The 20,255-nt window shown below is 70.9% G+C and carries 10 protein-coding genes and 2 pseudogenes; 4 read left to right on the plus strand and 8 right to left on the minus strand.

Annotated elements, in window-relative coordinates; translation table 11 throughout:
• Positions 1-121: 121 nt before the first annotated feature.
• Positions 122-1,141 (minus strand): aldo/keto reductase, encoded by a 1,020-nt coding sequence (locus tag ACWDAS_RS32765; RefSeq protein ID WP_450398199.1) that lies wholly within the window; start codon positions 1,139-1,141, stop codon positions 122-124.
• A gap of 158 nt (positions 1,142-1,299) precedes the next feature.
• Here ACWDAS_RS32765 and ACWDAS_RS32770 point away from each other — a divergent pair, with 158 nt between their 5' ends.
• Positions 1,300-1,902 carry a TetR/AcrR family transcriptional regulator gene (locus ACWDAS_RS32770; protein ID WP_450398201.1) on the plus strand — a complete coding sequence of 201 codons (603 nt, stop codon included), beginning with the start codon at positions 1,300-1,302 and terminating at the stop codon, positions 1,900-1,902.
• Between the two features lie 99 nt (positions 1,903-2,001).
• On the opposite strand, the gene ACWDAS_RS32775 is transcribed toward ACWDAS_RS32770, so the two are convergent.
• From ACWDAS_RS32775 to ACWDAS_RS32790, 4 genes and pseudogenes are all read right to left on the minus strand, one after another.
• Positions 2,002-5,280: a GH92 family glycosyl hydrolase gene (locus ACWDAS_RS32775; protein WP_450398203.1), complete on the minus strand. Its 3,279-nt coding sequence runs from the start codon at positions 5,278-5,280 to the stop codon at positions 2,002-2,004.
• Positions 5,281-5,869: 589 nt separating this feature from the next.
• The gene (locus ACWDAS_RS32780; protein WP_450398205.1) at positions 5,870-6,253 is read right to left on the minus strand and encodes a VOC family protein; all 384 of its coding nucleotides are present in this window, start codon (positions 6,251-6,253) and stop codon (positions 5,870-5,872) included.
• Positions 6,254-6,342: 89 nt separating this feature from the next.
• Positions 6,343-7,134: pseudogene (locus tag ACWDAS_RS32785) on the minus strand (transglutaminase domain-containing protein); the annotation flags it as partial.
• Positions 7,135-7,272: 138 nt separating this feature from the next.
• The gene (locus tag ACWDAS_RS32790; protein WP_450398207.1) at positions 7,273-8,535 is read right to left on the minus strand and encodes an acetamidase/formamidase family protein; all 1,263 of its coding nucleotides are present in this window, start codon (positions 8,533-8,535) and stop codon (positions 7,273-7,275) included.
• 425 nt (positions 8,536-8,960) lie between these two features.
• Here ACWDAS_RS32790 and ACWDAS_RS32795 point away from each other — a divergent pair, with 425 nt between their 5' ends.
• Complete coding sequence (locus ACWDAS_RS32795) at positions 8,961-10,997, plus strand: S9 family peptidase (RefSeq protein WP_450398208.1); 2,037 nt, start codon at positions 8,961-8,963, stop codon at positions 10,995-10,997.
• 80 nt (positions 10,998-11,077) lie between these two features.
• Positions 11,078-11,416: a hypothetical protein gene (locus ACWDAS_RS32800; protein ID WP_450398209.1), complete on the plus strand. Its 339-nt coding sequence runs from the start codon at positions 11,078-11,080 to the stop codon at positions 11,414-11,416.
• Positions 11,417-11,756: 340 nt separating this feature from the next.
• Here ACWDAS_RS32800 and ACWDAS_RS32805 read toward each other — a convergent pair.
• Positions 11,757-12,307: pseudogene (locus ACWDAS_RS32805) on the minus strand (DUF7873 family protein); the annotation flags it as partial.
• Positions 12,308-12,570: 263 nt separating this feature from the next.
• Here ACWDAS_RS32805 and ACWDAS_RS32810 point away from each other — a divergent pair.
• Positions 12,571-16,377 (plus strand): GH92 family glycosyl hydrolase, encoded by a 3,807-nt coding sequence (locus ACWDAS_RS32810; protein WP_450398211.1) that lies wholly within the window; start codon positions 12,571-12,573, stop codon positions 16,375-16,377.
• Positions 16,378-16,440: 63 nt separating this feature from the next.
• Here ACWDAS_RS32810 and ACWDAS_RS32815 read toward each other — a convergent pair whose 3' ends face one another.
• Complete coding sequence (locus ACWDAS_RS32815) at positions 16,441-18,654, minus strand: TIGR03767 family metallophosphoesterase (RefSeq protein ID WP_450398213.1); 2,214 nt, start codon at positions 18,652-18,654, stop codon at positions 16,441-16,443.
• Positions 18,655-19,273: 619 nt separating this feature from the next.
• A complete protein-coding gene (locus ACWDAS_RS32820) occupies positions 19,274-20,068 on the minus strand; it encodes an SGNH/GDSL hydrolase family protein (RefSeq protein WP_450398215.1) in 795 nt (264 codons plus the stop codon).
• Between the last annotated feature and the right edge of the window lie 187 nt (positions 20,069-20,255).

The raw sequence follows: 20,255 nt of genomic DNA on the forward strand, positions 1-20,255 counted from the left end.
CGTCCTCCGCCGTTCTCCATCGCTCTTCGCCGACCGCCGGCGCAGACCGGGCGCGCCGTTGCGCACGGGAGCGGCATGGGGTGCTTGGTCCTTTCGGGCTCGGGCGAGTGCGCGGGCGCCGTCAGCGGCGTCGCAGTGCCGGGTCGAGCAGGGCCGGCGGAGTGTCGTGCTTCTCCTGCGGGGCGAGGTCGACACCTGGAGCGACGATCGCGTCGATCGCGTCGAGAACGTCGGCGGACAGCACGGTGTCCGCGGCGGCGAGCTGGGAGTGCAGGTGGTCCGGTGTGCGGGGGCCGATGATCGCGCTGGTCACGGCGGGGTGCGCGGTCACGAAGCCGAGCGCGAGCTGGATCATCGTCAGGCCGGCCTCGTCGGCGACCTTCGCCAGCCGCTCGACGGCGTGAAGCCTGGCACGGTTGGCGGGGACGGCGGTGTCGAAGCGCTGCGGCATAAAAGCGGAGCGGCTGGTCGTGATCTCCCGGCCCTCACGGATCGCGCCCGACAGCCAGCCGGAGGCCAACGGGCTCCATGCCAGCACGCCGAGCCCGTACTGCTCGGTGACGGGCAGCACGTGGGTCTCCACGCCCCGCTGCAGGATCGAGTAGCTGGGCTGTTCGGTGACGTACCGGCCCAGGTGGTTCTCCCGGGCGGCCCACTGGGCCTGGACGAGACGGTAGGCCGGGAAGGTCGAGGTGCCGAAGTAGCGGATCTTCCCGGCGCGTTGCAGGTCGGTCAGCGCCGACAGCGTCTCCTCGTCGCTGGTCCGCGGGTCCCACCGGTGGATCTGGTAAAGGTCGACGTGGTCGACGCCGAGGCGGCGCAGGCTGCCGTCGAGGGCGGTGACCAGCCAGCGGCGGGAGCTGCCCTGGTGGTTGCGCTCCTCGCCCATCGGCATGTTCGCCTTGGTGGCGAGCACGATGTCGTCGCGGCGACCGGCGATGGCCTTGCCGACCATTTCCTCGGACTCGCCGCCGCTGTACATGTCGGCGGTGTCGATGAGGTTGATCCCGCCTTCGAGCGCGGCGTCGACGATGGCGGTGGCCTCGTCCTGGGTCGTCCGCCCGAGGGCGCCGAAGTTCATCGCTCCGAGCACGAGGGAGCTCACCTGTACACCGGTGCGGCCCAGGGTTCGGTACTGCATGGATGTCTCTCCTCCATCAGGGGTGGACTGCCGAAGGGCACGTCTCATTGGTCGCCGGTCGTCCGCTCTGCCATCATGACTAAGCGGAACAGCGATCCACCTAACATACGGAACGCTGTTCCGATTAGCAAGGTTCAACGGCGAGAGGAGTCGGCGCGGTGTCCGAGGTCGATGGGCGAACAGGGCGAACGCCCCAACGGAAACGGGCCGACGCCCGGCGCAACGAGCAGACCCTGCTCGACGCCGCTGCCGCCGCGTTCGTCGCCTCCGGCGTGGACGCGCCGGTACGGGACATCGCGGCCAGGGCCGGCGTCGGGTTGGGCACGATCTACCGCCACTTCCCGACACGCGCGGACCTCGTGATCGCCGTCTACCGCCACCAGGTCGACGCGTGCGCCGAGGCCGGACCGGCCCTGCTGGCGAGCAGCAGCTCACCGCACGTCGCGCTGACGCGCTGGGCCGATCTCTTCGTCGACTTCCTGACCACCAAGCACGGGCTCGCCGCGGCTCTGCAGTCCGACAGCGCGCGCTTCGAGGCTCTGCACGCGTACTTCCTCGACCGCCTCGTGCCCGTGTGCGCCGAGCTGCTCGACGCCGCTGCCGCCGCCGGCGAGATCGGCCCCGGCATGGACGCCTACGGACTCCTGCGCGGCATCGGCAACCTCTGCGTCGGCGTCGACGGCGACGCACGCTACGACGCGCGCCGCATGGTCGGGCTGCTCATCGCCGGACTCCTCCAGTCGCGCCCGACCGGCCGATGACCCGGCAGCCCGTGCCCCGCCCCCGCGCTCGGACACCATCCGTTGCGGGATCGACGGAGGCGGGCGCGGAGTCGGCTCCGCGCCCGCCCCTGCCGTGCGTCAGCCCACCGCGAGGGTGAAGACGTGCAGATCGGCGTTGTCCGGGAGCTTCACGCTCGTGATGGTCTTGCCGGCCGGTGCCGCGAACGGCTTCGTGGCGAAGACGTAGGTGGACACCGGGTCCTTGTCCGCGCCCGCGACATTGCGGTAGGCGGTCTCGGCGACCACCTCGTTGCCGAACCGGACGCTGCCGCCGCCACCGCCTCTTGTCCAGTCGGTGAAGGAAAGGTCGACGGCCTCCGTGGTGCCGTCGGCGTAGGTGACCGTCGCCTTCGTCTCCTGGTCGCCGTTGACTGCGCTGCCGACGAACGACAACCGGGCTGCGGGGGTCGTCAGTTCGATGGTCTGGCCGGTCGCCGCCGCGTTGTCGGGACGGCCGTCGGGGGAGTCCGGCCAGGTGAACGCGAGGCCTCCGGTGACCGTGCCCTGCGAGCCGGCGGTCAGGCCGGCCGCCGCGAGGGCCTGACGGGAGTAGCTCCAGCCGCCGCCGTCGTAGTCCGCCTCGTCGTGGTCACCGGAGTCGTCCGAGATCCCCGTGCTGTTGTAGGCCGCGATGAGGGAGCCCGGCGCGGCCACCGTCAGGGACACCGGCTGCTCGTACGACGTGTCGCCGAAGCTCACCGCGACCTTCACGTCGTAGAAGCCCTGCTTGACGTCCTCCCCGGTGGACAGGGTGATGTCCTGGGTGCCGCCGGTGAACTCGCCCTCCGCGGGCGTCGCGGTGACGCCGTCCGGCGTGTCGACGCGGAAGCGCACCCGCGGGCCCGTGCCGCCGCTCAGCGACAGGCCGCGGACGCCGAGCTTCGTGCTCCCTCCCGGGGCGAGCGTCGCCGTGGTCGGGCCGACGCCGACCTGGTACGGCTGCTCGCCCGCCCGGAAGGACGGCGGCGCGTCGGCCGCGTCGGCCCCCCAGGCACGGTCCGGGGTGCCGGAGAGCGTGTAGTCGAGCCTTCCACCGTCCCGTACGAAGGAAGCGGGGAGCCACGGCCGGTCGGTGCCGCGGCCGTTGACCTTCAGCGACCGGACGTACGGCGCGTCGGCCGCCGCGCCCGCCGCGCGGATGGAGATGTCGTTGCCGGACGGGCGCTGGATCTCGATCCGGGGGAACAGCGGCGAGGCCAGCACCAGTTCGGCGCGGGACGGCACCTGCGGGTACATGCCGAGCGCGGAGAAGACGAACCAGGACGACATCGCGCCGAGGTCGTCGTTGCCGGGGATGCCGCCCGGCTTGGTCGACCAGAGCGCGGTCATCGCGGCCCGGACCGTCTCCTGCGTCTTGTAGGGCGCGCCGGCGTAGGCGTATAGATAGGGCACGTTGATCGACGGCTCGTTGTCCATCTCCGACTTCTCGCCGCCGCTCCCGGTGAAGGCCCAGCTGCCGTCGGCCTTGTGGAAGAAGGCGTCCAGCCGGGCGAGGGCCTGGTCCCGGCCGCCCATGGCGGCGAACAGGCCGGCGGGGTCGTGCTGCACCATCCAGGTGTACTGGGCCGCCGTGCCCTCGACGAAACCGTTGCCGGTGGCCGGGGTGAACCCGGTGACCCAGCTGCCGTCCGCCGCGCGGTTGGCGATGTAGCCGCCGCCCGGGTCGGCCGCGACGTTGAAGTTGTTCTGCCACCACTGGGCACGCCGCGCGAAGTCCGCCGCGGTGTCCTTCTCCCCCGCGGCCGTGGCGAGCTGGGAGAGCGCGAAGTCGGCGCCGGACATCTCCAGCGTCTCGGCCGCGCCGCCCCAGGCGTTGGAGACGGACGGCATGTAGTGCAGCTTCAGGTACTTGTCCAGGGACGGGCGCTGGCCCACGGAGAGGATCGGCTTGCCGGCCGGCGAGAGGTCGAGGTCGGTGGGGACGGTCGCCGCCTTCACCAGTGAGCCGAGGGCGCCGCGCAGGTCGAAGTCCGTGCCGCCGAAGGCGCGGATGCCGGCGAGGGCGGCGGGCGACGGATCACCGTTCATGACGTGTGTGCCGGCGGCACCGTGCAGCCAGCGGTCCCAGACCCCGCCGTTCTGACGGGCGAGCTCGTACAGCGACTGGGCGATGTCCGAGCCGGTGCGCGGGCTCAGCAGCGTGAGCAACTGGACCTGCGAGCGGTAGACGTCCCAGCCCGAGAAGGTGCCGTACTGCGCCCGGTGCCCGCGGGCCACGGTGTGCACCTCGCCGTCGCTGCCCCGGTATCTGAAGTCGGCGTCACTGATCACGTTCGGGTGCATCAGGGCGTGGTAGAGGGCGGTGTAGAAGGTGGTGCGCTCGTCCTCCGTGCCGCCGCCCACCTTGACGGCGCCGAGCCGCTCGCGCCAGGCGTCGTGGGCGGCGTCCCGCACCGCGTCGAAGGAGCGGTTCGGCGGGTTCTCCGCCGCGAGGTTGGCCTCGGCGCCGGCCTTGCTGACGTACGAGATGCCGACCTTGACGTTCACCGGGCCGGTGCCGGGGGCGAATTCGAGGTATCCGCCGGCTCCCTTGCCCGTGGCGGGCGTTCCGCCGCTGGAGAAGCCCCCGGTGCCGCCGGAGGCGGTGGTGGAGCCGGGGTTCAGCTTGTCGTCCTGCCAGGTGCCGGTCGCCTTGAAGGGGCGGTCGAAGCGGGCGGTGAAGTGGAGGGTGTAGTAGGCGCGCCGGCCTTCGGGGTCGAGGTAGCCGCAGAAGTTCCCGGAGGTGACCGAACCCGAGACCGTACGGGTCTTCGGATCGATCGTCACCGTGGAATCGGTCGACCCCACCTCGGAGTTGGCGGTGCGGATCAGCATCGAGGCGGGCTTGTCGGCGGGGAAGGCGAAGCGGGCGGACCCGGTGCGAGCGGTCGCCGTCAGGTCGGCCGTGACCCCCGAGGAGAGGGCCACCTTGTAGTGGCCCGGCTCGGCGATCTCGTCGGCGTGCTCGAAGTCCGCCGCGTACACCGCGTCCTTGGTGTCCGCGGCGGGCGAGGAGGTGACCTCGCCGGCGTAGGGGAAGAACGGGATGTCGCCGCTGCCGCCGGCGCAGCCCGTGCCGGACATGTGGGTGAGGCTGAAACCCCGGATGCGGGTGGCGTCGTAGTGGTAGCCGCCGGGCGCGGTGGTACGGGTGGCGTTGCCGCGGGTGTTCTCGGGACTCCAGGACAGCATGCCGAACGGGACGACGGCGCCGGGGAAGACATCGCCGCCGTTCTTGGTGCCGATGAGAGGGTCGACGTACGCGGTGGGGTCCTGCACGAGATCGGGCGGCGGTGCGGCGGGTGCCGCAAGGGCGGGGGTGGCGCCGCCGACTGCCAGAACGGCGGCCAGCAGCAGGGACGTCGGACGGAAACGCATGACGCGGCCCCTCTTCGTCGAGACGGGTCGCGCACCACAGGTCACACAAGCCGCGGGGACAGTAACGTGCGCCACCGGTGCACCGGAAGACCGCCTCGTCACGGAAACTCTCTTGACATCGTTGTCGGTTGAGGCGGTATAGTCATGTCTCGATCAAGTGACAACGTTGTCGCGCACCACAGTGCCGCCGCACAAGCCACCCACCGTCCGTCATCCACCGTCCGCCGTCCGCCTTCCACCGCCCGCCCTCGGAACCGCCCGACCGGCGGACCCGGGCCACCTGGACAGTGCCCGTCTCATGCGACGGCCGGGGCGGGTTCCGGGTCGGGTGTCCGCCCGGCGTCCTGCACGGCTCGGAGCAGCGTATCCACCTGGTCGAGGCACTCGGCGCGGCCGGGCCATACCGTGCCCCCTGGTGCACGCTGCCCACGATCACGCCGCCGGGCTGTCGTACCGGAACCGGGACCACGAGTGAAGGCCGTTATCCCGGCCAAGGACGCGCCACCAGGCAACGGTGCCGATCACCGCCGTCGACCAGTGACCGGGACCGGTGACCGCGGGGACACGACCGGCCATTGAGCGTGAAGCGTCAAGAAGACATCGCTGCGCGGTCGGCCTCGCTGCGGAGAACACAGAATTCATTGCCCTCGGGGTCCGCGAGGACGGCCCAGCCGGCACCATCGGCTTCCCGGCGATCGTCGACGAGGGTGGCCCCGAGTTTCAGCAGCCTCTCGACCTCCTCCTCGCGCGTGGTCTTCGGGCGTAGACACAGGTGAACCCTGTTCTTGATCGTCTTCGGTTCCGGCACCTGGTTGAAGTGCAGCAGCGGGCCCTCCGGCAGCATCACGTCGGTTTCCGGATCACCCGGCCGGTCCTCCGGATGCAGCGGGCAATCGAGCACCTCACTCCAGAACCGAGCCAGCCCGTAGGCATCCGCACAGTCGATCGCCACGTTCTGCACCACCGAGACCATGCGCGTGAGTCTGCCCCAAGTGCCGCTCGGTCCGCCAACCGGATTGCCTCCGGACGCTGCCGGCGCTGTCGCAACGCGGATGAGACGCCCGCCGAGCGGCGGCGGCCCAGGACGGGCTCGGCCAGCAGCCTCGCCATGCCGCAGAGCGTCTGACCGTGCAGGGCGAAGAGCTCGTCGCGCGAGTCGAAGTGGCCCAGGTCCGCCAGGACGTGGGCCGAGAGATCGCACGCGGCACCGCCTGCCGGGCAGATCGTGACACCGTCCCAGTCGATCGCCGTCCTGGACAACGCCTCGAAGAGCGTCTCCGGACCGGCGTTGGTGAAGCCCCCGCCAGGCCCCTCGCTCAACTCGTCCAGGCCGCCGAAGAGTTCCGAGACCGTCAACCACGGCGCGGTGGGGTGTTCGGTCGGCGACAGGCCGTCAAGACGGAATTCCGGCCATGCCAGCAGAACCTGGTCCGGCACGATCCGGCGCAACCGGGGGAAGCGCGGATACCAGAAGGCCCCGTCCACCAGCAGGCCACGCACTCGCGTGGCCACTCCGGAGGCCCGCGCGACGGACTCCAGCACGGCCAGTCGCTGGCTGCACGAGCCACGGCCGCGCCGAAGGACCTCGGACACGGGTCGCTCGTCCTGCACCGAGTACACCGGCCGCACAGCTGCGGCGATCCTTCGATGGGCCTCGCGCAGGGCCGCTGTCCGGAGGGCCGGATCCGGGGTGTCCCCCGAGCCCGCCGCCGTGTCGATCTGCCGGAGCAACGAGGCGACACGCGGATGCCGCCAGTCGAGTATCCGTGTCGGGGCCGTGCCTCCGGCCGCCGTTCCCCCGCCGGGCGTGCCCGCTCTGGGACGGCCTCGGGGCGTGAGAAGCGAGCTCGTCATGGTCATGGGCCCCTCGTCCTGCGTCCCCTGATGGCAGGACTCATGGTGACAGAGGAATTGAACGCGTTCAACTATGAATCCGCGGGCAGGTGACCGGCACGGTCGCACACGTGGTCCCCCCGAGGTCCGCGCGCGCGGTCACGTGAAGATGCCGCGCGGCAGGGTCATCGACACGAGCCAGGACGGGAGGTCCACCGTCTCGTTGATCTTCAGATCGCCGGCCACGCTGCAGAGCGTGTAGGCCTCGTGCAGGCTCACCTGCTGGTCGCTCACGAGCCAGTCGACCATGTCCCTGACCGCGGTCTTCGCGTTCTCCATCAGGTCGGGCCCGGTGCCGGTCGTCTGGTAGTAGCCGTGGGCCAGCATCTCGTCGGACATGGCCAGCTGGGTCGGGTCCGCGGCGGGCACGACGGCCCGGGGGCCGGCGATCACGGTGTTCGGTATCACGTCGAATCGAAGCGTGACCGCCATCAGCGTCTCGATGGCCGTCCCCGTCACTTCGCCGTCGCCTTGCGCCATGTGCCCGTCCCCGGCGGAGAACCTCGCGCCCTCGGCATAGACCGGGATCTGGATGCGTGTTCCCTTCACGAGCTGGCGGATGTCCGTGTTGCCGCCCATGGCGCCGCTGACGTCGGGCGGGAAGGTGCGGTACATGCCCTTGCGCAGGGGTGCGACCCCCATGATCCCCATGAAGGGCGCGATCGGGATGCGCGCCTGCCGGCCGGTGTCGGCACCGGTGAAAGTGGCGAATCCGCTGTCCTGACCTCGCTCGAAGTGGAACAACTGAACGTACGGGGCGCCGCTGTTGTAGGGCTGGTCCTCGGGTATGGCACCGGCCGCCGGGCCCGGAGTGGGATCGCTGAGCTGCGAGGCCTCGCTCCAGGCGGCGAGCGGGGCGAGCAGTTCCGGGCGCAGGGACCCGAAGAGGCCGAGAGCGGGGCTGACGACGACGTAGCCGAAGTCCACCAGAGGAGCGACGTCCAGGACCTCGACCTCGAGGATGTCGCCCGGCTCGGCCCCCGCCACCTCGACCGGGCCGGTGAGGGGATGGACCTTGCCCAGGTCGATGGCCATGGTCGCCTCGGGAGTCATCGTCCGCGCCGCCGCGCCGATGTCCAGGGCATCGCGGCACAGCAATTGGACGACCTCGCCCGGCCGTACCGTGGCGACCGGCGGCAGGTCCCGGTTCCAGCGGTTGTGCAGCACGTGGTCGTACCCGTCCACGACCTTGTCTCCGCCCGGTCCCGCGGTCGTGTCCGGGCTGCCGGACCCGGCGACGTCCATTCCGCCGACGACTCCACCACCGGCGGCCAGTGCCGACAGCGCGGCCGCGTCCGGGCCCACCGAGGCCTGCTGCACCAGACTGCGGGCACTGACGGTTCCGGAATGGACGAAGCACATCGTGGCCTCCCGTGAGCCTGTGCCCCGGGTGCCCGGACGCACCCGCGGGCGCGGGGCGAAGCGGCGGGAAACCGGGCGGCCTGCGGGGGTGAGGGCTCGATCGACTCCGGATTCCGGTGCCAGGGCAGTCCTGTTCTTCAGAATCACCCTCCGGAAGCACGTCGGCAACCGGTGGCGCCGTGTGCGGCGCTCCGTGCCCGCAGGCCCGGGCCGTCCCGGCGCGGGAGCGCCGCCGCTCGGGCCCCCGGGAGCGGCGGCATCCGGCCCCGGCCCGCGGCAGCCCGCCGTACAGCGTCGGCCTCTCCGGGCGCACTGACCCGGCGGCGGCCCAGGGGCGCTCCGAGCTCGCCACTTTCGGAACTCGGTCCGAATCTCGCTGGTGGCAGCACTGGTGCTCGCACGCGCCGGGAATCAGGATGATCCCCATGCCCGAACCCACTGCTTTCCACGACCTGGCGGCGTTCCTCGCGCTGCCCCGAGTCTCCTCGCTGGCCCTGTCGCCCGACGGGACCCGTCTGGTGACGACCGTTCAGGAGCCGTCCGCCGACGGCACCCGGTTCATCGGCGCTCTGTGGGACGTCGACCCGACCGGACAGCGCCCGGCCCGGCGGCTCACCCGCTCCGGTCGCGGCGAGTCCGCCCCCCGGTTCCTGCCCGACGGCACCCTGCTCTTCCTCTCCTCCCGCCCGGTCGCGGACCCCGGCGAGGGCGAGGACGACAAGCGGGAAGCGGCGCTGTGGAGCCTGCCGGAGGGCGGCGGCGAGGCGTCACAGGTGCTGGCAAGGCCCGGCGGCATCGACGAGTACGCGACCTCCACCGGTAGTTCCCGGATCGCCCTGGCGGCCTCCCTGCTGCCCGGCGCGGCCAATGCCGAGCAGGACGAGCGGCTGCGCGAGGCCCGCCGGAAGGCGAAGGTCACGGCGATCCTCCACGAGTCGGTGCCGGTACGGCACTGGGACCACGACCTGGGTCCCGGCATCCCCCATGTGTTCGGCGTCCCGGACGCCACCGTCGAGCAGCCCGCCGTGGTGGACTGCGGTGCGCGCCGGGCCGCCCTCACCGAGGGCATCGCGGTCTCCCCCGACGGCTCGCTGGTCGCCTACGCCACGGCCGTGGGCACGCTCCCCGACGAGATCCGCGGCGTGATCGTGGTGGCGGACGCCGACACGGGCAAGCAGCTGCGGGTGCTGGAGTCCCCCGACGCCGAGTTCGGCGCTCCCGCCTTCACCCCGGACAACCGGCATCTGGTCTGCACCCGCCACCGCCGGATCACCTGGGACACCCCCGGCGACGTCACCCTGTGGCTGGCGAGCGCCACCGACGACCAGGACGCCGGCCGCGATCTGCTGCCTGGCTTCGGCCAGTGGCCCGGCGCCCCGGTCGTCTCGCCCGTGCCCGGCCAGGACGGCACGCCGGTGGTCTACTTCACCGCGGACGAGGCCGGGCACGCGCCGGTCTTCCGGCTCTCCACCGGCAGCGGCGACCTGGTCCGGCTCACGGCCTCCGGTGCGTACTCCGACGTGGTCGTGAGCCCGGACGGCGGCACCCTGTACGCGTTGCGCTCGGCCGTGGACAGCCCGCCGGTCCCCGTGCGCCTCGACGCCGGGACGCCCGAACAGCAGCCGGCGCCGCTGCCCTGCCCCGGGCAGGTGGGCCCGTTGCCCGGCAGCCTCACCGAGGTGCACACCACGGCAGAGGACGGGACGGCGCTGCGCGCCTGGCTCGTGCTGCCGCACGACGCCCACGCCGACACCCCCGCCCCGCTGCTGCTGTGGGTGCACGGCGGCCCGCAGACCAGCTGGAACGCCTGGCACTGGCGCTGGAGTCCCTGGGTCGCCGCGGCCGCCGGCTACGCGGTCCTGCTGCCGGACCCGGCGCTGTCCACCGGCTACGGTCAGCACATGCACGAACGCGGCTGGGCGCACTGGGGCGGCACGCCGTACGAGGACGTGATCGCGCTGACCGACGCCGCGCTGCTGCGGGACGACCTGGACGGTGAGCGCACCGCCATGATGGGCGGCTCGTACGGCGGCTACATGGCCAACTGGATCGCCACCCGCACCGATCGCTTCAAGGCGATCGTCACCCACGCGAGCCTGTGGAACATGTACAGCTTCGCGCAGGTCACCGACTTCCCGGCCTACTGGATGCGGCGGCAGGGCGACCCGCTGCTGCGCACCGAGCGGTACGCGCGCGAGTCCCCGCACCTGCGGGCCGCGCAGATCACCACTCCGATGCTGGTCATCCACGGCGACAAGGACTACCGGGTACCCATCGGCGAGGGCCTGGCCCTGTGGAACGACCTGGCGCGGTTCGAGGTCCCGGCGAAGTTCCTGTACTTCCCGGACGAGGGGCACTGGATCCTCAAGCCGAACAACATCCGCCTCTGGTACGCCACGGTGCTGGGCTTCCTGGCCCACCACGTGCTGGGCGAGGAGTGGCAACGCCCCGATCTCGTCTGACACCCGGCGCCGCCGGGGCCCGGTCTCACCGGGCCCCGGCGGCGCCCACAGCGAACATGGCCGCGAGAGGATGACGCACCGTGCCGACCCCGAGCTGCATCGACTGCTGCACCGAGCCCGAACTCGCCTGGGTGCGCACGCTGTACGAGTCCCACCACGACCAGGAGTCCCTGCTGCGGTGCACGGGATGCCTGACCTTCTGGTTCCACCGCTTCCACGAGTACCCCGGCTGGTCCGGCGGTGGCGACGACCTGACGAGCTGGTACAGCCGGCTCACCACCGCGGAGGGCGAACGGCTTCGCGACACCGCCGACCCGTCTGCCGAGGACACGTCATTCCTGCGGACGCGCCCGAGCTGGATGGACGACGGTGAGGGAATACGCCGGGTCGACGGTGCCCCACCCCACCCGTTCGGCTGACGATCGGCCCGTTGTGCTCCACCTCGGCGGGCGCGGTGCCCGGCGGACGTGACGGAGCCCGGGAGCGGTATCCAGCTGCCCGGGCTCCTGCTGTGCCACCCAATTGCGCACACCGGCGGCGTTCAAGAGATGCGGATCATTCTGAGATCGACGTGTTCCACCTTTGAACTACCGTGCCGTGAAAGAGGCACAGAGGGGACTTGAACCCCCATCCGTCGGTGATCGTCCGCATTCGGTCGATCCGGCGTTCGGCGGCGAATACTGAGACTGGAGCGAGAATCTGAGTTTCACGGGGCCGCCTCTGCCGGCTTGGGCCACCCCGGCGCGTTGTGCCGGGGGAGGGATTGTCCTCGAAGTACACCTCGACCTGCGCCGGGTGCTTCTCCGCGGCCTCCGCCTTCACGTGGTTGCACGGCACCTTCTTCGTACGGATCGTCCGCACCGGGTCCGTCTTCCAGCAGTCCGTGGACGGGTCCAGGTTCCACGACTCCGCCGCGTCCAGCACCGGCAGCTTCCGTACGAACGTGTGCAGATCCGTGAGCTGCTTCTCCAGGAAGGGCAGATACGGAACCCGGACCTGCGCCGGCGACACCCGCCCGTCCACGCCACATCGGCGGCCGCGGTCCGGTTCGCCCAGTCCTTCGTCGCCGTGACGGCGAAAAGCCGGGTCAGTGTCCCCGCCGCCGCCCGCAGCACGTCCTCCGCCTTGACCTGCACCCGCGTCGATTCGGGCGGCAGTTGTTCGCCCTCCTCGTCCTTGGGCTGATGGGTCCGCGAAATCCCGGCCGGCAGAGCGGGTTTCCGGACATCGCGATGGGCCTGGGTCAGTTCCCGGAGGGACTTCGACTTGACGCCCTTTTCCACGGCGATCATCTGATTGAGCTTCGGCACAGCACGGAAGTCATCAGCGCCCTCTCTCGCATACACCCGAATATTCCCCGCCGCACCCCGGATCGCCGGTGTGATCGCACCGGCCGGCCCGCGCCACAGCAGGGACGCACGGTCCGGACGGACCGGCGCGCGGCGGGCGATCACGGGTCCCCCGGTCCCAAAGTCACAGCAACACCCTTGACACCACCGGCCACTTACCCCCCTACTAGCCCTTGCACAGCGAACTTGACAACGTTGTCTAGGCGCAGAAAGGGTACTCGCGCATGCAGCAGAGAGCTGCCCGGCACAGATGGGGTTCCTCAGCGGTCGTGTTGGCGACCGCCTTCGCTCTGGCCCTGGCCACACAGCAAGCGGCGGTCGCCGTGCCCGAACAGAAGGCACCCGTCGACACCTTCGCGTCGTCGTTCGAGTCGGGCGACCCGGCGCCCGACTGGCGCAACACGGTCGACACCGCGCCCGACGGGTCGAAGCGGGCGTCGGGCGTGGACGGCGGCTACAGCACCGGCATACCCGGCAACCTCAACGACCACGTCACGGACGTCCGCGCCAACGGCGAGTACACGGACGCGGGCGAGGTGAAGGAGAACCTCGTCGACGCCGAGCCGGGGACCAAGTGGCTGGTCTTCCAGCCCACCGGCTGGCTGGAGTTCGACCTCGACGCCCCCGCGAAGGCGGTCACCTACGCGCTGACCTCCGCCAACGACGCCGCCGAACGCGATCCGCGGGACTGGACGCTGCAGGGCTCCACCGACGGCAAGGACTGGAAGACCCTGGACACCCGCTCGGGCGAGTCCTTCCCCGAACGGTTCCAGACGAAGTCGTACGACATCGCGGAGCCCGCCGCGTACCAGCACTTCCGGCTCGACATCACCAAGAACAACGGCGCCTCCGGCATCACCCAGCTCGCCGACCTCCAGTTCTCGACGGGCACCACCGGCGACCCCGTGCCGCAGGACGTGCTCTCGCTCGTCGACCGCGGCCCGAGCGGCTCGCCGACCGCCAAGTCGGGCGCCGGCTTCACCGGCACGCGGGCGCTGCGCTACGCCGGGCGCCACACGGCGGAGGGCCGGGCGTACTCGTACAACAAGGTCTTCGACGTCAATGTGGCCGTCGAGCGGGACACCCAGCTGTCCTACCGGATCTACCCGTCGATGGCGGACGGCGACCGGGACTACGACGCCACGAACGTCGCCGTGGACCTGGCGTTCACCGACGGCACGTACCTGAGCGACCTCAATGCCACCGACCAGCACGGCTTCGCACTCACCCCGCAGGGGCAGGGCGCGGCCAAGGTGCTCTACGTCAACCAGTGGAACGACGTCGCCTCGCGGATCGGGTCGGTCGCGGCCGGGAAGACCGTCGACCGGATCCTGGTCGCCTACGACTCCCCCAAGGGCCCGGCGAAGTTCCGCGGCTGGCTGGACGACGTGGCCCTGGGGCCCGTCGCGCCGGAGCAGCCGAAGGCGCACCTGTCCGACTACGCGCTGACGACCCGCGGCACCAACTCCAGCGGCAACTTCTCGCGCGGCAACACCTTCCCGGCGACGGCCGTCCCGCACGGCTTCAACTTCTGGACGCCGGTGACCAACGCGGGCACCCTGAACTGGCTGTACGACTACGCCAAGGCGAACAACGCGGACAACCTGCCGACGATCCAGGCGTTCAGCGCGAGCCACGAGCCCAGCCCCTGGATGGGTGACCGGCAGACCTTCCAGGTGATGCCGTCCGCCGCCGCCGGCACCCCGGACACCGGCCGCACCGCCCGGGCGCTGGCCTTCCGGCACGAGAACGAGACGGCGCGCCCGTACTACTACGGCGTGCGGTTCGAGAACGGTCTGAAGACGGAGATGGCCCCGACGGACCACGCGGCCGTGCTGCGCTTCACCTACCCCGGTGACGACGCGAGCGTGCTCTTCGACAACGTCACCGAGCAGGCGGGCCTGACGCTCGACAAGGAGAACGGGATCGTCACCGGCTACTCCGACGTGAAGTCGGGGCTGTCGACCGGTGCGACCCGGCTGTTCGTGTACGGGGTGTTCGACGCGCCGGTGACGGAGGGCTCGTCGAGCGGGGTGAAGGGCTATCTGCGCTTCGACGCGGGCGAGGACCGCACCGTCTCCCTGCGGCTGGCCACCTCGCTGATCAGCATCGACCAGGCGAAGGACAACCTGCGTCAGGAGATCCCGGACGGCACGTCCTTCGAGGCGGTCAAGAAGCGCGCCCAGCGGCAGTGGGACAGGCTGCTCGGCAAGGTCGAGGTCGAGGGGGCGACGCCGGACCAGCTGACGACGCTCTACTCCAGCCTGTACCGGCTGTACCTGTACCCCAACTCGGGCTTCGAGAAGGTCGGTACCAAGTACCAGTACGCCTCGCCGTTCTCGCCGATGCCCGGCCCCGACAGCCCGACGCACACCGGCGCGAAGATCGTCGACGGCAAGGTCTACGTCAACAACGGCTTCTGGGACACCTACCGGACGACCTGGCCCGCCTACTCCTTCCTGACCCCGAGTCAGGCGGGTGAGATGGTCGACGGCTTCGTGCAGCAGTACAAGGACGGCGGCTGGACCTCTCGCTGGTCGTCCCCCGGGTACGCGGACCTGATGACGGGCACCTCGTCGGACGTCGCGTTCGCGGACGCCTACGTCAAGGGCGTGGACTTCGACGCCGAGTCGGCGTACGACGCGGCGGTGAAGAACGCCACGGTCGTCCCGCCGCAGTCGGGTGTCGGCCGCAAGGGGATGGCCACCGCCCCCTTCCTCGGCTACACGAGCACCTCCACGGGTGAGGGCCTTTCGTGGGCGCTGGAGGGCTACCTCAACGACTACGGCATCGCGAAGATGGGCCAGGCCCTGTACGCGAAGACGGGCAAGAAGCGCTACAAGGAGGAGTCCGCGTACTTCCTCAACCGCGCCCAGGACTACGTCAACCTCTTCGACACCAAGGCCGGCTTCTTCCAGGGCCGTGACGCCCAGGGCAACTGGCGGGTCGACTCGGCGAAGTACGACCCGCGGGTGTGGGGCTACGACTACACCGAGACCAACGGCTGGGGCTACGCCTTCACCGCCCCGCAGGACAGCCGGGGCCTGGCGAACCTGTACGGCGGCCGCAGCGGCCTCGCCGACAAGCTGGACGAGTACTTCGCGACCCCGGAGACGGCCTCTCCGGAGTTCGTGGGCTCGTACGGGGGCGTCATCCACGAGATGACGGAGGCGCGTGACGTGCGGATGGGCATGTACGGGCACTCCAACCAGGTCGCGCACCACGTGAACTACATGTACGACGCGGCCGGCCGCCCCTGGGAGACGCAGAAGAACGTCCGCGAGGTGCTCTCCCGCCTCTACACCGGCAGCGACATCGGCCAGGGCTACCACGGCGACGAGGACAACGGCGAGCAGTCGGCCTGGTTCCTCTTCTCCGCGCTCGGCTTCTACCCGCTGGTGATGGGCAGCGGCGAGTACGCCATCGGCTCACCGCTGTTCACCAAGGCGACGGTCCACCTGGAGAACGGCGAGGACCTGGTGGTCAAGGCGCCGGGGAACAGCGCGCGGAACGTGTACGTGCAGGGACTCAAGGTCAACGGCCGGTCCTGGAAGTCGACCTCGCTCCCCCACTCGCTGATCGCCAAGGGCGGTGTCCTGGAGTTCGACATGGGCTCCAGGCCGTCGTCCTGGGGCACCGGCAAGGACGCCGCGCCCGTGTCGATCACCCAGGACGACAAGGTGCCCGCGCCCCGCGCGGACGCCGTCAAGGGTGAGGGCCCGCTGTTCGACAACACCTCGGCGACGGCCGCGGCCGCCACGTCGGTGGACCTGCCGGTGGACGGAGGGACCAAGGCCGTCCAGTACACGCTGACGTCGTCGGCGGACCACAGCAAGGCACCCACCGGGTGGACCCTCCAGGGTTCGGCGGACGGCACCACCTGGAAGACGCTCGACAAGCGCTCCGGTGAGTCCTTCACCTGGGACCGCCAGACCCGGGCCTTCTCGGTCGCGTCGCCGGGCGAGTACGCGAAGTACCGCCTGGTGCTGGACAGCGAGTCGACCCTGGCCGAGGTGGAACTGCTGGCCTGAGCCGCATCCCGCACAGCGGGTAGGGGCGGGCGCGGAGCCGACTCCGCGCCCGCCCTTTCGGGCTCAGGGCGCCAGAAGGTTCAGCCAGGTCCCCGACCGGACGGTCCCGTCCGCGGGCAGACCCCGGGCCGTCTGGAAGGAACGCACCGCGGCGTCCGTGGCCGTGCCGAAGACGCCGTCCACCGTCAGCGCGGTCCCGCGGGCGTTCAGCAGGTACTGCACCGCGGAGACCGCGGGCCCTGTGTCGCCCTGGTGGAGGGGAACGACGACGAGCGGCTGCCAGGTCGCCGGTCCGACGACCCCGTTCGAGGGCAGGCCGCGCGCCGTCTGGAAGGAGCGCACCCCGGCCGCCGTCAGCGTGCCGAACACGCCGTCCACCGTCACCCCCACGTTGCGGGCGTTCAGCAGGTACTGCAGGGCCCTGACCCGGCTGCCGCTCTGCCCCTGCTGGAGGAGCGGCCAGTCGGGCGCGGGGGTGCCGGCACCGGTGGGCAGCGGGAAGGGCAGCGGGAGCAGCAGTTGCGTGTTGCGGGCCGTGGGCGCTCCGCGCCGCAGGTCGATGCCGCGGCCGACGGCCTGGATGTCGTTGGCCGCCAGCTCGCGGGCGAGCGAGGCGAGCGCGGCGGGGCTGCCGGTGTCCCCGGCGTACGACAGCGGCGCGTCGGCGTCGACCATCGTGGTGAAGACCGACAGGTAGCCGCCGCCCTCGGCGATCTCGACGATCCGGCTCTGGATGGGCCAGTCGATGTGGGAGGCGGTGTTCACCTCCCAGAAGCCCGCGCTGATGGCAGGGGACCAGGAGGGCTTGCGCGGGGTGATGTTGTTGGTGTGCGTGTGGCCGTCCACCATGAGGACCACGTTCGGGAAACGCAGCAGCTTGTCGCGGAGGTCGGCGCCGCTGTAGGGCGAGTCGTCGTCGGTGTTGTCCATCGAGTCGAGCGTGTGGTGGCAGCAGACCACGATCAGCTTGTCCTTGACCCCGGGCTGGGTGACGACGGCGCCGGGCGCCCCGTTCGCGCCGACGGACTGGTAGCGGGAGCTGTTCGCCTTGAGCTGTCCTTCCAGCCACTCCCACTGCGCGGTGTCGATGGCGCCGTCCGCGCCGCCGTTCGCATTGGTCGTGTCCAGCACCAGGAACTGGAAGAGGTCGTCGGGGCCGGAGGGTATCGCGTAGTAGGCCCGGTCGCTGCCGGAGGTGAAGCCGTGGCCCGCCGGGCTGCCGGTGGTCCGGAAGTGCTCGGCGACGAACTCCCGCCGCTCCAGGAGACGGCGCCCGGCGTCGGCCGTGACCTTCTCGGTGTCGAGGGTGAAGTCACCGGTCAGGATGTCCGTCAGCAGCTCGATGTAGTAGGAGGCTCCGTTGTCGAAGACGTCCGGGACGCCCTCGACCTGCGTCAGCTTCGTCGAGCCGGTCGCGATGCTCTTCAGCGGGTCGAACGGCAGGACGTCGGGCGCGACGTTGCCCTGCACGAGTCCGTCGTGGTTGCCGTAGGCGGCGTACCAGGGCATGCGCAGACCCGACGCGGTGAACGGCCGGCGGGCGGCGGTGAGCAGGCCGGTCACCAGCGGGAAGCCGCTCAGCTCGTTGTTGTCGGGCGGGCTCTGCCGCGCCTGGGGGTGCCAGTAGTGGACGTCGGGGCCGAAGCGCCCGCTGCCGACGCTCTCGTCGAGGCCGAGGTTGCCGGAGTCGGGGGTCACCGTGTTGCCGTCCAGCAGGTCGATGTACCACCGGGTCTCGTTGTACTGGCAGTTGTCGACCGCGTCGCCGGTGACGACCGTGAAGGCGAGCGGCGCGCCCGTACGCGGTCCCCGGCCGATCTGCCTGATGGACCGGCACATCGCGTCGGTCGTCTGGGTCGACAGGAACTCGTGAGCGCGGTACGCGGACTCGGTGGGGTACGAGTTGTAGTGCGGGGGACCGTAGTCGGCGAGCCGGTCCAGGCACTCGACGCGCAGCGGCGACTGGTCGTCGACGATGTGCAGGTCGGACATCTGGGCGAAGGCGGTCAGTGACCGGGTCACCGTGGGCGCGGTGACGTTGGCCAACTCCTTCCGGATCAGGTGGGGTTCGCCCGGTCCGGCGACGATTCCGCGGTAGCCGGCGCCGAGGTCGGGGCCGCGCAGCAGCGTCCGGTCCACTGTCGTCAGGCCCGGCACGGCACCGTCGTCGGCCGCGGGTGCGGCGATGGCGACGCCGGCGAGGCCGCCCGGCGCGACGGCGGCGGCCGCCACGCTCACGGCGGCCGCCATCAGCATTCTTCGGCGAGTCAGAGGCATTCCGAGTCCTGTTCGGTCGTCGGCCGCCGCGCAGGGGCAGCACGGCATGGCGAGGGGAGACGAGGGGGCGCGCCGATCCGTTCCGTACCGCCTGGACGGGCGCAGGCGGAGGTGGGCGAGACGGGATGAGGACGGGTGGGGGGACGGAACCGCCCGGTCGCGCAGCGGAGCACCGGGCTCGCCAAGCCTGGCAAAGAGGGGGCGTGGACCGCAAGGAGTGGTTCAGCCACTCATCCACTTTGTGACTGACTGACTTCGGCGCAACGACAACACAGGTGTGCTTTGCGGCTGTTGGTGCCGAGTGGTCCGCCCACGGCGGCGGCCCGCGCGGGGGCCGAAGGCGCCGTCCGGATGCGTGAAGCGGCCTCACGTGTCGTCAAGGGCAGGCCGCCGCAGTGGCGTTCAGGCGGGCGCGCACCAGGGTCGCGGTCACCGGCGCGGTCCGGGCAGGAGGGGCGCGACGGCCGTTGCGGCGTAGCGCCGGGCAAGCGGCGCGGGCCGTGGCGTGCCGCGGCGTCCCGGGTGCCGCAGGCTCGGCCGCTGCCCGGGCGCGGCCGGTTCCCGCCCGCGGACGACCGCGGACGGGAACCTGCCGGATTCCGGTCGGTGTGGCGTGGTGTCAGCTGTTGGCGTTGAGGACGGGGTAGTAGCCGCTCGAATGGCCCACGGCAGTGGGGTGGTAGGACTCCCAGCTGGGTGAGACCACCAGGGAGTGCAGCCAGTCGTCGCCCGAGCAGAGCTCGTGGTTGTTGAAGGTCCCCCGGACGTCGCCGAAGACGAAGCCGTGGGCGGCGGCGCGGGTCGCTGTCACGCTGTCGAGGACGTCGGCGGCCTCGTCGATCTTGCGGTGCTTGGTGTCGGACAGCCCGACGCAGAACACATTGAGGGTGTACACGTGCGGGTAGCCCAGGACGACCACCTTGGCGTTGGGCGCCTTGGCGCGGATCGCGTTGTAGGTGGCGTCCAGGCGGGCGGGGAGGGTGTTACGCGCGTAGGTCTCGGCCTGGTTCACGCGGTTGACGCAGTCGGTGTCGGAGCCGACCACACAGGTGGTCATGACGTCGGAGAAGCCGGCGTCGTTGCCGCCGATGGTGAGGGAGACCAGTCCGGTCGAGGAGTTCAGCGGGCCGAGCTGACTGTTGGTCACGTCCGTGGTCACCGCACCCGAGCAGGAGGTGTCGGCGAACGAGGAAGGGGCGTGGGCGTTCTTCCACAGGTACGGGTACGCGCTGAAACTCCGGTGGCAACTGCCGCTGGCGCTGTCGTAGTTACCGGCACCGTTGCCGGAGGAGTACGAGTCCCCCAGCGCGACATACGCGGGCCCGGCGGCGTGTGCCGGGCTCGACAGCAGCAGGCCGAACACCATGGCGAGGAGGAGGGTGGTCAGGGCCGACAACGACGTGGTGCGTCTCACGGAACCTCCCTGGGCGGAGAGCTGACTACCACTTGGTAGCGCCGGATCCGGCCAGTGGGAAGTGTCCATGACAATAGAATGTTAAAATTTCTCCCCGCGTAGACACCCGTTCGCCTGATGCACCACGCACAGAGGGCTTCACGGCCGCTGCCGCCCACCGCCCCCCGACGGACGCCGCCCGGGCGGC

The sequence above is a fragment of the Streptomyces sp. NPDC001070 genome, from assembly GCF_053598835.1.